The organism is Streptomyces sp. NPDC005393 (genome assembly GCF_040606675.1).
Classification (GTDB): Bacteria; Actinomycetota; Actinomycetes; order Streptomycetales; family Streptomycetaceae; genus Streptomyces.
On record NZ_JBEXFG010000034.1, the window covers coordinates 69,877 to 84,113 of the forward strand.

General features: G+C 70.2%; 11 protein-coding genes and 1 pseudogene. 10 read left to right on the forward strand and 2 right to left on the reverse strand.

Annotation, left to right across the window (positions count from 1 at the left end; translation table 11 throughout):
• Positions 1 to 344: 344 nt before the first annotated feature.
• Both ABZS71_RS25105 and ABZS71_RS25110 read right to left on the reverse strand, forming a co-directional pair.
• The gene (locus ABZS71_RS25105; RefSeq protein ID WP_356213753.1) at positions 345 to 1,409 is read right to left on the reverse strand and encodes a glycoside hydrolase family 6 protein; all 1,065 of its coding nucleotides are present in this window, start codon (positions 1,407 to 1,409) and stop codon (positions 345 to 347) included.
• A gap of 25 nt (positions 1,410 to 1,434) precedes the next feature.
• Positions 1,435 to 2,592: a S8 family serine peptidase gene (locus tag ABZS71_RS25110; protein ID WP_356213755.1), complete on the reverse strand. Its 1,158-nt coding sequence runs from the start codon at positions 2,590 to 2,592 to the stop codon at positions 1,435 to 1,437.
• A gap of 294 nt (positions 2,593 to 2,886) precedes the next feature.
• Between ABZS71_RS25110 and ABZS71_RS25115 the strand changes: the two genes are divergently transcribed.
• From ABZS71_RS25115 to ABZS71_RS25160, 10 genes and pseudogenes are all read left to right on the forward strand, one after another.
• On the forward strand, positions 2,887 to 3,387 hold the full coding sequence (locus ABZS71_RS25115) for a GtrA family protein (RefSeq protein WP_355841713.1): 501 nt from the start codon (positions 2,887 to 2,889) through the stop codon (positions 3,385 to 3,387).
• Positions 3,384 to 4,679 (forward strand): glycosyltransferase, encoded by a 1,296-nt coding sequence (locus tag ABZS71_RS25120; RefSeq protein ID WP_356213757.1) that lies wholly within the window; start codon positions 3,384 to 3,386, stop codon positions 4,677 to 4,679. The genes ABZS71_RS25115 and ABZS71_RS25120 overlap by 4 nt, the downstream gene beginning before the upstream one ends.
• Positions 4,669 to 6,357: a glycosyltransferase family 39 protein gene (locus ABZS71_RS25125; protein ID WP_356213759.1), complete on the forward strand. Its 1,689-nt coding sequence runs from the start codon at positions 4,669 to 4,671 to the stop codon at positions 6,355 to 6,357. Before ABZS71_RS25120 ends, ABZS71_RS25125 begins: the two co-directional genes overlap by 11 nt.
• A gap of 24 nt (positions 6,358 to 6,381) precedes the next feature.
• Positions 6,382 to 7,830 carry a hypothetical protein gene (locus ABZS71_RS25130; RefSeq protein ID WP_356213761.1) on the forward strand — a complete coding sequence of 483 codons (1,449 nt, stop codon included), beginning with the start codon at positions 6,382 to 6,384 and terminating at the stop codon, positions 7,828 to 7,830.
• Between the two features lie 156 nt (positions 7,831 to 7,986).
• Positions 7,987 to 8,418 carry a hypothetical protein gene (locus ABZS71_RS25135; protein ID WP_355841701.1) on the forward strand — a complete coding sequence of 144 codons (432 nt, stop codon included), beginning with the start codon at positions 7,987 to 7,989 and terminating at the stop codon, positions 8,416 to 8,418.
• Between the two features lie 2 nt (positions 8,419 to 8,420).
• Positions 8,421 to 10,328: a PAS domain S-box protein gene (locus ABZS71_RS25140; RefSeq protein ID WP_355841698.1), complete on the forward strand. Its 1,908-nt coding sequence runs from the start codon at positions 8,421 to 8,423 to the stop codon at positions 10,326 to 10,328.
• A complete protein-coding gene (locus ABZS71_RS25145) occupies positions 10,325 to 11,002 on the forward strand; it encodes a response regulator transcription factor (protein WP_355841695.1) in 678 nt (225 codons plus the stop codon). Before ABZS71_RS25140 ends, ABZS71_RS25145 begins: the two co-directional genes overlap by 4 nt.
• Positions 11,003 to 11,144: 142 nt before the next feature.
• Positions 11,145 to 11,783 (forward strand): annotated as a pseudogene (locus ABZS71_RS25150) (phosphatase PAP2 family protein); the annotation flags it as partial.
• A gap of 31 nt (positions 11,784 to 11,814) precedes the next feature.
• Complete coding sequence (locus ABZS71_RS25155) at positions 11,815 to 12,501, forward strand: response regulator transcription factor (RefSeq protein WP_355841692.1); 687 nt, start codon at positions 11,815 to 11,817, stop codon at positions 12,499 to 12,501.
• A complete protein-coding gene (locus ABZS71_RS25160) occupies positions 12,489 to 14,099 on the forward strand; it encodes a GAF domain-containing protein (protein WP_356213763.1) in 1,611 nt (536 codons plus the stop codon). Before ABZS71_RS25155 ends, ABZS71_RS25160 begins: the two co-directional genes overlap by 13 nt.
• The last annotated feature ends 138 nt before the right edge of the window (positions 14,100 to 14,237 follow it).

Sequence of the window (14,237 nt, forward strand, 5' to 3'; positions counted from 1 at the left end):
CGGACGGGCCGGAAAGGGGGGCCGGAGGAGCCCTGAGGGGGTGCGCGGGAGCGGCCCGAGAGGGTACGGGAGGGGGCTCAGCCGGCCGGATCAGGGCATACGGCAGCGCCGGACGGGCCGGAAAGGGGGGCCGGAGGAGCCCTGAGGGGGTGCGCGGGAGCGGCCCGAGAGGGTACGGGAGGGGGCTCAGCCGGCCGGATCAGGGCATGCGGCAGCGCCGGAGGGGCCCGAAGCGGGTGCGGGAGGGGCACAGCAGAAGGCTCGGCCGGTCCGATCAGGACCGGCCGAGCCGATGGGAGCGGCCGAGCCGATGGGAGCGGCCGAGCCGATGGGAGCGGCGCCGCTCAGCCGGTGAGCCGGTACGCGTAGCGGGGGACGAAGACGCCCGCACCCGCCGCGCAGCCGTCCGCCTGGCCCGGCTGCTTCACCCAGAGGAAGGCGTCGACCCCGGGCATGCCGGTGGCGGCGGTGGGGGGCCTGCCCAGCTTGCGGCCCAGCGGGTCGCAGAAGCGATGGTTACGCGTCGGACCGGCGCCGTTACGGCTGGTGTCGACCACGACCCCCAGCCGGGGGCGGCGCAGCTCCCTCAGGACGGACAGGCCGTAGCGCACCTCGTCGCCGGTGGCGTTGAAGTTCGAGACATTGACCGCGATGCCGTCCCCGTAGCGGTCGATACCGGCGTGCCGCAGCCGCTCGGCCATGGTGCGCGCGGGCTGCCAGCCGGAGTTTCCGGCGTCGTAGTAGACCCGGGCCCGCGGGGCCCGCCGCTCCAGCACCCGGGCCGCGTAGGACAGCGCCGCGAACCGCTCCGCGCGCTGCCGCCGCTTGAGACAGCTCATATGCGCGAGCGCGTCCGGTTCGAGGATCACCACGGCCTGTGCGCCGCCGATCCCCCGGGTGAAGGCGTCGATCCAGCGCCGGTACGCGGCCACGTCCCCTATACCGCCGGAGCTCAGCTGCTCGCAGTCGCGCTGGGGGATCGCGTACGCGACCAGGACCGGCCACCGCCGCTGCGCTCCGGCCGTGCCGACCAGGCCGCGTATCCGCTCCTCGACCAGGGACTCATTGGTCTCGGTGAGCCAGGCGGCCTGCGGCTGGGCGGCTATGTGCTTGCGGATGGCCGCCGCCCGCCGGTCGCGCGGATGGTCGCGCACCCACTGCGCGGCCGGGTTGTGGGGGTCGGTGTAGAAGCGGGTCGTCACGGGGAAGAACGGCTTGGACACGGGGAGTGACGGCCCGACGGCAGCGGGCGGCCGGGGGGTCAGGAACAGCGACCGCGTCGCGGTGACGGCCATCACGGCCTCGGCCACCAGCACCATGACCAGCAGCTGGGCGGCGATGCTCCGGCTCAGCCACGGGGACGTGCGCCGGCGCACCGCCGGGCGGGCCCGGTCGGCGCGGTCGCGCAACCTCAGGATCATCGCGATGCCCGGATCAGCCGTTGTCGGAGTTGCCGGGCGGCCTGCGACGGCTGATGAGCACGACGGCGAGGACCGCGAGCACCACCAGCACCCCCGCCACCACCCCTATCGTGACCAGGGCGGATTCATCCCCCTTGGACCTCGAGGCGGCGGCCGGCTTGGCGACCGCATGACGGCGGGGGGCGGAGGGCTCGGCGGAGGCGGGCGGCGCGGCCCGGTCCGCCAGCGCCTTGGCCGGGGCGATGACCCCATAGCCGTAGCGGGGGTCATGGCCCGCGGAGCCCTTGCGGTCGGCCGTGTCGATCAGCTTCTGGATGACCTGGTTGGCGTTCCAGCGGGGGTGCTCCGAGCGCAGCAGCGCGGCTCCGGCCGCGACCCAGGGCGCGGCGAAGCCGGTGCCGTCGCCGGTCCAGTAGGTGTTGTTGCCGGACGTGGTGAGGATGGAGACGCCGGGCGCGGCCAGGATGGTCTTCCCGCCGTGGTGCGACGAGGTCCACACGGCGCCCTTCTTGTCGGTGGCCACGACGGCGACCACACCGGGGAGGGAAGCCGGGTAGGTGGGCCGGTTGCCGTCCTTGCCGTTGTCGCCCGCGCCGGCCACGACCACGGCGTCCTTGCCGACGGCGTACTTCACCGCCGATCTGAGGGCGGGGGTGGGCCGCTTGAAGGAGACGGCCATATCGATGATGTGCGCGCCGTGGCTCGCCGCGTGGCGGATGGCCTTGGCGGTGGCGTCGGCGAGGGGGCGACCGTCGCGGTAGACGCCGAGCGGCATCACCCGGGCCTCGGGCGCGAGCCCGAACACCCCGTCGCCGCGGTAATTGCGCCCGGTGCCGACGATGATTCCGGCGGCATGGGTGGACTGCTCGGTCGCGCGGACGTCGTCGCGGGTATCGGCGCCGCCGGTGCCGCCCGCGAAATCCTTTCCGGCGACGATCCGCCCGCGCAGATCCGGATGCGTTGTCTCGACCCCGGTGCCGATGACCGCGACGGTCACTCCGGCACCCTTGCTGAATATCCAGGCGCGCTCCGCCTTGAGCGCGGTCAGCGCCCATTCGGATTCATGCAGCCCACCGGAATCGGAATCGCTTGCCGCGGCCGGCGTGGCCAGTGCGAGCGTCATCGCCGCGATGACTGCTCCGGCCCGGCCGGCGAATGGATGGCGTGACATCACGTGACCTGACATTACGTCACCTACTCTCCTCGCACGGGATGCAAGGCCGTCGGGCCCCTTTCATCTTGGCCATCCCCCGCAGGTACTGACACCCGCGAGAGAGGGAGCGGCCGGTCCCTTCTTTGGGGGACCGGCCCGCACGCCCGGGATCCGGCTCTCCCCGATACGGGGGAGAAGAGGGGTCCGCCGAAGGTGTACTCACCGCTCCCCCGAGCGCGGGTACTACCTCCAATTCGGGTGACGCACTCTTGGACGCAACGGCCGAAAGAGCCTCCTGTCGAGGGAGTCGCGATGCAGCGTTTCCGAACGTTCAGCGAGCGCACCGGTGAGCCGGACGAACAGGCTCAGATCGCCGGCCGGAGGCGGACCGGAATGTTCTCGCGAGCCCTCTCGGTGCGGAACCCGATGGCGGGCCTCCCTGGTCTGGCACTGCGCTTCGCGGTGGTCGGCGGGGGCGGTGTGCTGGTGAACACCGTGGCCCTCTTCGCGCTCTATCACTGGGCCGGACTCCCGCTGCTGGTGGCGTCGTCGATCGCGGTGGAGCTCGCCGTGGTCCATAACTATCTGCTGAACGAGCGGTGGACTTTCGCGGTGCGTACCCCGTCCGCCCGGCGATTCGTCAAGTTCAACGTATCCGTACTGGGCGGACTCGCGGTCAATGTGCTCATCGCCTGGTCGCTGGCCCGCGCCGGAATGCATCTGCTGCTGGCGAATTGGATCGGCATCGGAGCGGCCTTCGCGGTCAACTTCGCCACCAGTACGGGCTGGGTCTGGGGGAGGCGAAGCCGATGATTGTCGCGTTCATCTACCTGGTGCTGGTGCTGGTCTCGATCCTGCTCACCGTCCAGTCGGCACACGTCCTCTATCTCATGCTCTACACCTGGGACCGGGCGGACGCCGAGCGGAAGGCCAGGGCGCCGGAGGAATTCCTGCCGCCGCGCCTCTCCTTCAGTGTGCTGCTGCCCGCCCGGCATGAGGAGGACGTCATCCAGAACACCATCGAGCGAGTGGTGCGGGCCGACTATCCGCCCGAATTGCTGGAGGTCTTCGTGATCTGCTCACAGGACGACGACGGCACGATCAAAAAGGCGGAGGAGAAGATCGACGAGCTGAAGCGGGAAGGGCTGCACAATGTGCGGGTCGTGGTCTTCGACGACAAGCCGATCAACAAGCCGCACGGGCTCAACACCGCCCTCCCGCACACCGCCAACAAGGTGGTGACGATCTTCGACGCGGAGGACGACATCCACCCGAAGATCTTCCGCCTGGTCAACACCGTGATGGTGCAGGAGCGGGTCAAGGTGGTGCAGGCCGGCGTCCAGTTGATGAACTACGAGTCCAACTGGTACTCCACGCTGAACGTCCTGGAGTACTTCTTCTGGTTCAAGAGCCGGCTGCACTACCACGCCCACTACGGCTCCATACCGCTCGGCGGCAACACCGTCTTCTTCGCCCGTGAGCTGCTGCTGCGCCTCGGCGGCTGGGACGACCGCAACCTCACCGAGGACGCCGACATGGGCCTGCGGATATCGGCCATGGGCGAGCGGGTGCGCGTCGTCTATGACGACCGGTATGTGACCAAGGAGGAGACCCCGCCGACCCTCGGCCACTTCATCCGGCAGCGCACCCGCTGGAGCCAGGGCTTTATGCAGACCCTGAAGAAGGGCACCTGGAAGAAGATGCCGACGCGCAAACAGCGCTGGCTCGCCTTCTACGTCCTGGCGTTCCCTCGCGGACAGGCGCTGCTCGGCCTGTATCTGCCGATCTCGCTGGGCATGATCCTCATCCTCAAGGTGCCGGTGCTGATCGCGCTCTGCTCCTATCTGCCGGTACTCCTGCTGGCCGCGCACTTCCTGGTCCAGGTGGTCGGCCTGTACGAGTTCACCGGCGCCCATGGGCTCGAAGCCTCGCCGAGGGCCGTCGTCCGGATGGCCATCGCCTGGTTCCCGTTCCAGTTGGTCCTGGCCTACGCCGCGCTGCGGGCCATACGGCGCCAGATGCTCGGCCGCCACGACTGGGAGAAGACACAGCACGTGGGCGCCCACCGGGCCCGTACCGAGGAGGCGGAGTCGCGTGTCGGATAACACCAGGCCCTCGCGGCCGGTCACGGTCGACGAAGCCTCCGCGCGCCCCGCGCGGCGGCGCCGCCCGCGGTTCTCCTTGGAGCGCGGCTGGTTCCCTCCGCTCGGGAACAAGGGGAAGGCCGCCCTGGTCTTCGCCTTGTTCACCGGGCTGCTCACACACGGCTACCACCTGTTCCGCTATCCGCTCTACCTCACCGACGAGGGCATCTATATGCAGCGGGCGTGGTCGCTGGTGCGGGAGACCCGCCTGTCCCCGTACACCTATGACTACGACCACGCCCCGGTCGGCTGGATCACGCTGGCCGGCTGGGTCTTCCCGCTGCCGAAACAGTTCGAGACCTTCGGGAACGCGATCAACACCGGCCGGTTTCTGATGCTGCTGGTGCATGTCGCGTGCGTCTATCTGCTGTTCGAGATCACCCGTCGGCTTTCGGGCAGCGTGCTGGCCGCTTCCATCGCCGCGTTCTTCTTCAACGTCTCGCCGATCGCGGTCTACTTCCAGCGCCAGGTCCTGCTGGACAATCTGATGATGTTCTGGCTGCTGCTGAGCCTGTTCGTGCTGCTCCGCCGGGAGGTCACGATCAGATCGGTGTTCGGCGGCGGACTGGCCCTGGGGATCGCCCTGATCACCAAGGAGAACGCGCTCTTCTTCGTGCCGAGCTTCCTCTACCTGCTCTACCGGCGGATCAAGGGATCGCCCAGCCACCGGTTCACCCGTACGCTCTGGCCGTTCGCCGCGGCGGCCCCGATCGGCGGCTATGTGACCTATGCGCTGCTCAAGAACGAGCTGCTGCCGAGCGGCTTCGACTTCGACCTCAACAATCCGCCCGCGGACCACGTCTCGCTGCTCTACACCCTGTGGTGGCAGCTCAACCGCAACCAGGGCTCGCTGCTCAGCCACAACGGGCTGCTGCATACCAGCTGGCTGGTCCGGGACAGCTTTCTGCTGATCGTCGGGCTGGGCGCGATGGTGATCAGCCTGTGGTGGGGGCTGCGGGACCGGCAGCGCAATCTGGGGTTTCTGATCGCCGGGACACTCGCCTTCGGATACGCCTTCTATCTGCTGCGCGGCAGCGTGGTGCTGGACTTCTACGTCACGCCGCTGATCCCGATGTTCGCGATCAATATCGGCATGGTCGCGGACCGGATGCTGAAGGCCTCGTACTCCAGCCGGTTCATGCGGCGGGCCCATTCCGTGACGAGGGTCGCTCTGCCCTCGCTGGTGGCCGCCGTACTTCTGCTGTCACCGGCATCCGGATATCTCGTGCACACCAATACCGAGGGCCATGTGCAGATCGCGGACCAGTACCAGTCCAAGCTGAATCTCACCGGAATGCAGCACGCCCAGATCGCCTGGGTGCGCAAGCATGTCCCGCCCAACTCGAGAGTCATCATGGACGACGACCTATGGGGCGAATTGCACGATGTACGCCCATTCTATCCGTATGCGCATTCCCACTGGAACGCGGCCTCCGATCCGGATCTCCGGGACAAGCTGTTCAAAAAAAGATGGCAGAACGTCGACTACATCATCATGTCGAACAAGATGCGCAAGTCGATCCTGTCAAACAATGCGGACGGCCGGGAGAACTGGATTCTGCAGGCGCTTCGGAATTCCACCCGCGTCTGGTCGGTGACCCAGGGAAATATCAAGCTGGAAATCTACCGTGTGCAGTAGCCATGGGAAGAGGAGGTGAAGGCCATGCCTGAGTACGACGACGACTGGGATCTTCCGGAGGACAGGGATGTTCCCGAGAACAGGGATGCTCCCGAGGACGAGGAGAACCCCACCCCCGGGAACAAGAAGAAGAAGCTCACCTGGAAGACGGTCCTGCTGGCTCTCGTGGTCTTCGCGATCGTCGGATCGCTCGTCCAGGTGATCGCGCGCGGCGGATTCGGAGGCGCCCTCAACACCACCGGCAACGGAGGCGGAGGCGCCCCGAAGAAGGGCCATGCCCAGCAGCAGGAGGTGCGGCCGCCCAAGCAGCCCAAGACCATCAAGCTGGGCAACCAGCGGGTCCCGCAGGCGTCCGGCCCGATCATCGTGATCAACCCGGGCCTGGTGACCCCGGGCGGCAGCGCCGCGGTCGAGGGCGGTGGCTTCGACAAGAAGGCCACGGTGGACATCCTGCTGAAGGCCCGGAAGTCGGACACCAAGGGCCGCGCCATCGGCAGCGTCCGGTCGGACCGCTACGGCTCGATCTACGCCCGGTTCCGCATGCCCGAGTCCGCGAGCAACCGGCCCGCCACCCTGGTCGCCCAGCAGCGCGGCAGCACCAAGACCGCCCAGGCCCAGGTGGTCACCGGCGGCGCGGTCGGCACCGCGAAGATCAACAAGATGGTCGGCAGGCCGGGCGACGTCGTATCGGTCAGCGCGCACGGCTTCCGCCCCGGAGAGGCGATCGATGTGTTCTGGGGACGGGTCAGCGGTACGCCCGTCACCACGCTGCACACCGACAGCGGCGGCGGGGTCGGCCGCGCGGACATCAAGGTCGGGGTGGCGCCGATCGGCTCCAGCACCCTCGTCCTGGTGGGCAAGCGCAGCAAGACCACGGCCACCGCGCCCTTCCAGATGCTGGCCATGTACCCCTCGATGAAGTCCAAGCCGTACGCGCTCAAGGCAGGCCAGCGGATCACGCTGTCCGCCAATAAGTTCGCGCCCGGCGAACGGGTGCTGGTCTACATCAACTCCACCGGCGGGCTCCCGGCCTTCACCGCCCAGGCGAACGGCATGGGGCAGATCCGCGATGTGGCGTTCAATGTGCCGTTCGGCCTCAAGGGCCGGCAGACGCTGATGGCGATCGGCGACCAGAGCCGGGCCGTGGTCCGCTCGGGCTTCACCGTCCTGCCGTACACCCCGTCCGCCGAGCCCAGCGCCTTCGGCGGCAGGGCGGGCACCACGCTCAGCTTCTACTGCGCCGGTTTCGCCCCGGGCGAAACGGTGACCGCCTACGCCGGATCCGGCTCCACCGGGCAGCGGAAGATCGGCACCTTCCAGGTGGACAGCCGGGGCAAGGCGGCGGCCGTGGGCTCGTACAAGATCACGCCGGCGGATGAGAACGGGGTCGCCTTCCAGCTCATCGGCCAGAAGAGCGGCGGCGTCGCCAAGGCGAGCATCAATATGTCCACCGGCCGTGGCCAAGGGAATTAGGGACGGATATGACACCCGAGCGAGAACGTGGGCCGGCCTGTCGGGGGCGGCGGGGGACCGGGCCCACGTTCCAGGGAGCGGCCGCCCGGCGGCCGCGGGGCGGCTCGTCCGCGGGCCAGGTGTTCCGTAGATGTACTATGCGTCCTGGAGTGTCCTATGAGTGTTATTTTCGGCCCTAACTCGCGAAGAGTCATACAATTCCTGACCCACATCGAGGACCTCTCTCCCGAGGAAATCGACCGGGTGGCCGATCTGTGGAAGCAGACCTCCAGCCAGACCCGCGCCGAGGGATGGGCGGAGGTCCACCGCACCACGACCGACGAGGAGCGGTACCGGATCCTGGTCGCCGCCGCGGTGGCACGCCGCGCCGCCCTGGACGCGGCACGCAACCACCGCAGACGCGACTGGGCCTTCTGGGCCGCGGTGTGGGACGCCGCGGCAGCCGTCGCCGTGTGCGACCGCATAGGAAGTCACTACAACGTACTGATCGCGCCGCTGGCCGCGGTCATGCCGTCGCTGGCGCACTGCCGGCGCGATGAACTCAGCATCCGCGAGCTGCAGGGTGCCGTCCTCAAGGGAGGTGGGTAGCGATGGGCGACAACCGGATCGACGTTGTGGTGGCCGATGACGACCCGGCCGTCCGGGAAGCACTCGCCGACCTCATCGACTCCCACCCCGACCTCGAACTCGTGGGTCTGGCCGTCGACCACGAGCAGGCCGTGCGCGCGGCGGTCGAGCACCGTCCGCAGGTGGTCGTCATGGATGTGCACATGCCAAAGGGCGACGCTCCCAGCAGCGTCCGGGCCATCCGCGACCAGGTCCCCGGGGCCCGTGTGGTGGCCCTCTCCGCCCACGGCGACCGCGAGACCGTGCTGAACATGCTCGCCGTCGGAGCCACCGGCTACCTGGTCAAGGGCACCCCCGCCGAGGAGATCCTCGAAGCGATCACCCGGGCCGCCCGCGATCAGTTCTCCATGGCCTCGGAGCTCCTCGCCGACTGCGCCGAGCCGCTGCGCCGCGCCGACCGCGCCTCCTGGCGGTTCGAGGACCTGGTCGGCAGCCGGCTGGAGGAGTCGTATCTGGAACTGCTCGGCCACGCGCCGTGCGGGGTCCTGGTCGTCGGCTCCCGCGGCCGGATCGAGTTCGCGAACGCACACGTACGGCATATGTTCGGCTACAGCTCGGCCGAGCTGCGCGACAAGCGGCTGCGGGATCTGGTCCCCGAGCGCTATCGCACCGCCTCCGAGCAGCTGATCGGCCGGGTGTTCACCGCGCCCTCCGCGATGACCGGCCGCCGCCGGGACGGCACCGAGTTCCCCGCCCAGTTCAGCGGCGGCCATCTGCAGGGCAGGCGGCCCCGGTGCGTGGTCTTCGTCTCCGATCTGAGCCAGCTCCGGGCCGCCGAGAGCCGGTTCCGGCAGCTCATCGAGTCCTCCCCGGACGCGATGCTGATCGTGGACGCCGCCGGTCGGATCCAGGCCGCCAACAACCGCACCGAGGCGCTCTTCGGCTACGACCGCGACCATCTGGTCGGCCGGGCCGTCGAGGCGCTCCTCCCCGACCAGCCGCTGACCATCTCGCTGCGCGAATGGGACGACACCGTGGAGGAGCCCGTCGGCCACAGCATGGAGCTGGTCGGCCGGCGCAGCGACGCCAAGCAGTTCCCGGCCGACGTCAGCATCAGCCCGCTGCGCACCGAGGAGGGCCTGCTCACCGTCCTGACCATCCGGGACATCACCGAGGTGCAGCGCGCCCAGTTCGTCCTGGAGCGCAGTCTGGAACTGCTGGAGGTCACCGACCGCGACCGTCAGGCGCTGCTCAGCCATCTGGTCCACGCCCAGGAGGCCGAGCGCGGCCGGATCGCCGCCGACATCCACGACGACACCATCCAGGTGATCACCGCGGCCAGCCTCCGCCTCCAGCAGCTGCGCCGGCGGCTGCGGGACCCGGAGGAGCAGCGGGTGATGGACAAGCTGGACGAGACGCTGAAGCTGTCGCTCAGCCGGCTGCGGCAGCTGATCTTCGACCTGCGGCCGTCCAGCCTGGAGCACGGCTCTCTGGCCGGGGCGCTGCGCGGGCTGCTGGAGCAGATACGCACCGAGACCGGCCTCACCTACCGGCTGGAGGACCGGCTCTCCGTCCAGCCCCCGCCCGAGACCATGGCGCTGATCTACCGCACCGCCCAGGAGTCCCTGATGAACGTGCGCAAGCACGCGCGGGCCAACACGGTCCATGTGCAGCTGCTCGGGCTCGACGACGGCTGTCTCGTACGGATCGTCGACGACGGCGAGGGCTACAACCCCCTGGAGGTCGAGTCCCGCCCCGGCCATCTCGGGCTCTCCCTGATCCAGGAGCGGGCCCAGATCGCGGGCGGCTGGTGCCGTATCGAAAGCGCACCGGGCTCCGGCACCACCGTGGAGTTCTGGGTGCCGCTCGGCGAATCCCCGGCCCCGGCCCTCGGCGCCCTCGGCTCCCCTGAAGGGGACACACAGCCGTGACCGCACCGGCCGATCTGACCAAGGTGCTGATCGTCGAGGACCACCGGGTGGTGGCCGAGGGGCTGTGGGCCCTGCTGGCCGAGTACTCGGATCTGACGGTCGTCGGCTGGGCCGACTCGGTCGCCGAGACCGTGCCCATGGCCAAGGAACTGGCCCCCGACGTGGCGCTGGTCGACTTCCGGCTGCCCGACGGCACCGGGGCGGACGCGGCGGCCAGTATCCGGGCCCACGATCCCTCCACCGCCATCGTGATCCTCAGCGCCGACGCCAGTGACTCGGCACTGTTGGCCGCGGTGGAGGCGGGTGCCTGCGGCTATCTGCTGAAGTCGGCGAGCGGCGACGAGATCGCCGCGGCCATCCACTCGGCCGCCGAGGGCGAGACCCTCATCCCGGCCAGCACCCTGGTGGAGGTCCTGGCCCGGCACCGCGAGAGCACGCGGTCGTCCGCCCAGCAGACCGAGCGTCTGGAGAGCCTGACCCCGCGCGAGCAGGAGATCCTCACCCTGATGAGCCAGGGCCTGGACAACCGGGCGGTCGCGGAGCACCTGAGCATCAGCTACGCCACCGTACGCACCCATGTGCGCAAGATCCTGGAGAAGCTGGAGGCGCGCTCCCAGCTGGAGGCGGTCGCCAAGGCCGCCGAGTTCGGCTTCAAGCCCGCGGAACCGGACTGACGGACCCCCGCGGACGCGCGCCCCCTGGAGCCTCGGCCCAGGGGCGCTCCGCCGTATGGGCCCGGACGGATGGGGGACCGACCGGGTGGCAAAGTCACCCTTCGGATGGAATTCCGGGCATACCGGGCCGGGTTTCCTCCCCATGCGAGTCCCCGGACGGATCCGATGCCCGCGCAGCCGCGGACACACGATCGTCTTCCTGACGACCGCCGCCTGTTACGCGGCGGTCCTCGTGGCCGTCCTCACCGGCTCGGACCTCGTCCGGCTCGACTGGCATGTGGCCATGCTCAAGCCGTACAAACAGTGGCCGCAGGCCCGCGTGCCCCTCGACGTCCTCGTCATCGCGGGCCAGCGCGGCCCCACCGCGGTCGCCGCCCTGGCGTGGCTCGGCTGGCGCGGCTGGCGGACCCGGGACCCGCGCCCGCCGCTCGTCCTGGCCGTCGCGCTGCTGCTGCTCAACGGGAGCGTCGGCGCCGTAAAGATCGCCACAGGGCGGCTGGGCCCGCACGACGCCCACACCCTCGGCTCCGCCGAGCTCTTCCACGGCGGAGACGTCTTCCCCTCCGGTCACACCGCGAACGCCGTCGTCATCTGGGGCACCCTCGCCTATCTCGCCGGACTCCGCCGGTGGGCGGGCACCGTGATCGCCTGCGCGATGGCCTTCGGCATCGGTCTGACCACCCTCTATCTGGGCACCCACTGGGTCAGCGATGTGCTGGGCGGGTGGGTGGCGGGGGCCCTCGTCCTGCTGGCCCTTCCCCTGTTCGAACCGCTGATCGCGACCGTCTCGACTCCTGGGCAGGTGAGCCAAAGTGGCGCTTCGAGTTCTGATCGCAGACGACCATGCCGTGGTCCGGCAGGGCCTGCGCATGATCCTGGGGCTCGACAACGACATCAAGGTGGTCGGCGAGACGACCAACGGCCGCGAGGCCGTCCGGCTGGCCCGGGAGCTGTGCCCCGACGTCGTCCTGATGGACCTGTTGATGCCCGTGATGGACGGGGTGTCGGCCACGGCGGAGATCCGCCAGGACCTCCCCGAGGTCGAGGTGGTGGCGCTGACCAGCTCTCTGGACGACGCCATGGTCATGGGCGCGGTCCGGGCGGGAGCCATCGGCTTCCTGCTGAAGAACGCCGAGGCCGACGACCTGAGGAACGCGGTGAAGGCCGCGGCCGCCGGCCAGATCCATGTCTCCCCCGCCGCGATCTCCCGGCTGATGGGCCAGGTCAGGGAGCCGAGCGGACCGGAACAGCTGACCGAGCGGGAGACCGAGGTCCTGACGATGCTCGCGCGCGGCAAGGCCAATAAGGAGATCGCCCACGATCTGCGGATCGGGCAGCAGACGGTGAAGACGTATGTGAGCCACATCCTGACCAAGCTCGGCGTGCACAGCCGCACCCAGGCCGCGGTGTACGCGGTGCAGTCGGGCCTGGTCCCGGCCGGTGAGCTCACCCCTCCCGAAGCCCTGGAGACGACGAGGGAGCAGTGGTGGTCGGCGTGATCGGTATGCGGTGGATCCGGACCGGACGGAGGCGGCGCGCCGCGGCGCTCGCCGAGGTCACCGAGCACATCCTGGCGGGCGAGACCGCCGACGCGACGCTACGGCTGGTCGCCCGCCGGCTGCGCGAGGTGCTGGGGGCCGATATGGCGCGGGTCATGGTGCTGGAGCCGGGCGACGTCCTGACGGAACGGGCGGCCGACGGCGCCCCGACGGCCGCCCCCCGCGGGCTGCTGACCCCCGGCGGCTCCGCCCCCGCCCGGCAGGCCATCCGGGCCGGCCGGCCGACGGTGTCCGGGGGCGAGCGGAAGCCGCCCCGGTACCGGCGCGAGCCGCACGACGCGGCCCTGGCCTCGGTGCTGGACGCGCCGCTGCTGGTGCGCGGGCAGCCGGTGGGCGTGATCGAGGTGGTGAACCACAGCGGCGGGCGCCGGCTCACCCACGCCGATGTGACGACCGTCGGCCTCTTCGCGTCGCCCGCCGCTCACGCGGTCGCCCGGATCCGGCACCGGGAGCATCTGCGCCGGCTCGCGGCCGCCGCCGCAGGCCAGGGCTCCGTACGGCACACGCTGGACTCCCTGGCCGCGGGCGCGGTGGCCCGTACCGGCGCGGCCGGCTGCAGCGTCTATGTGCTGGAGCCGGGCCCCGGGGCGGTCCTGCGCATGGTGGGCGGCGGCCACGGCCACACCCCGCCGTCGCGGAAACCGGCGCTGGAGGCGATCGCCGGGGCCACGCCCGTGATCCATGAGGGCGGCACCCTGGGCGCGGGCGACGGCGGCCCGGCGCGGGGCGCGGTGGCCGCCTGGCCGCTGCTGCGCGAGTCCACCGCGATCGGCGCGATGTGCTGCCACTTCCCGGCGGGGCGTGACCCCGGCGAGGCCGATGTCACCGTCCTCGAAGTGATCGCCGGGCATGCCGCCTGCGCGGTGGAGCAGGACCGGCTGCGGGCGGCCACCCAGGAGAAGGCCGTCCAGGAGGAGCGCCGGCGGATCTCCCGCGAGCTGCACGACTCGGTCTCTCAGGCGCTGTACGGCATCGCGCTCGGCGCCCGTACCGCCCGTGAGCTGCTGGAACGCGATCTCGCCGAGCCGACGGGGCTGGCCGAGCTCGCCCAGCTCGCCGAGCCGATCGAGTACATACGGCGGCTCGCGGACGTCGCGATCGCCGAGACCCGGACACTGCTGTGCCAGCTGCGGCCCGAGTCGCTGGAGACCGAGGGCCTGGTCGCCGCGCTCACCAAGCACGTCGAGGCGCTCCGGGACCGGTACGGGATCGCGACCGAGGCGAAGCTCGGGGCCGAGCCGGAGACAACCCCGGAGGCCAAGCACGCCCTCTTCCGGATCGCGCAGGAGTCGCTGCACAACGTCGCCAAGCACTCGCGGGCCCGGAACGTCCAGCTCCATCTGCTCAGCGGACCCGGCACCATCACCTTGACGGTCGCCGACGACGGCGTCGGCTTCGACTGCCAGGGCTCCTTCCCCGGCCATCTGGGGCTGCTCTCCATGCGGGAGCGGGCCCAGGAGGTGGGCGGCACGCTCAAGGTGGACAGCCGCCCGGGGCAGGGCAGCCGCATCCGGGCGACGGTCCCGACCGCCCCATGAGCCACGCCCTTGCCCGGTCTTGACCGGTTGTCTTGCCCACGCCTCTAGACCCAACGCCGTTCAGTTAGGGCGGGGCTGGGGGTGTCAAGGGCCGCTCGTGAGCATGGCGATGCTGATGGTGGCTTTGTACGTGGTGCG

What these genes read in the sequence shown, in the direction of transcription:
- ABZS71_RS25110 (WP_356213755.1), bottom strand. Translation starts at nt 2,592, where the DNA reads ATGTCACGCCATCCATTCGCCGGCCGGGCCGGAGCAGTCATCGCGGCG.
- ABZS71_RS25115 (WP_355841713.1), top strand. Translation starts at nt 2,887, where the DNA reads ATGCAGCGTTTCCGAACGTTCAGCGAGCGCACCGGTGAGCCGGACGAA.
- ABZS71_RS25120 (WP_356213757.1), top strand. Translation starts at nt 3,384, where the DNA reads ATGATTGTCGCGTTCATCTACCTGGTGCTGGTGCTGGTCTCGATCCTG.
- ABZS71_RS25130 (WP_356213761.1), top strand. Translation starts at nt 6,382, where the DNA reads ATGCCTGAGTACGACGACGACTGGGATCTTCCGGAGGACAGGGATGTT.
- ABZS71_RS25135 (WP_355841701.1), top strand. Translation starts at nt 7,987, where the DNA reads ATGAGTGTTATTTTCGGCCCTAACTCGCGAAGAGTCATACAATTCCTG.
- ABZS71_RS25140 (WP_355841698.1), top strand. Translation starts at nt 8,421, where the DNA reads ATGGGCGACAACCGGATCGACGTTGTGGTGGCCGATGACGACCCGGCC.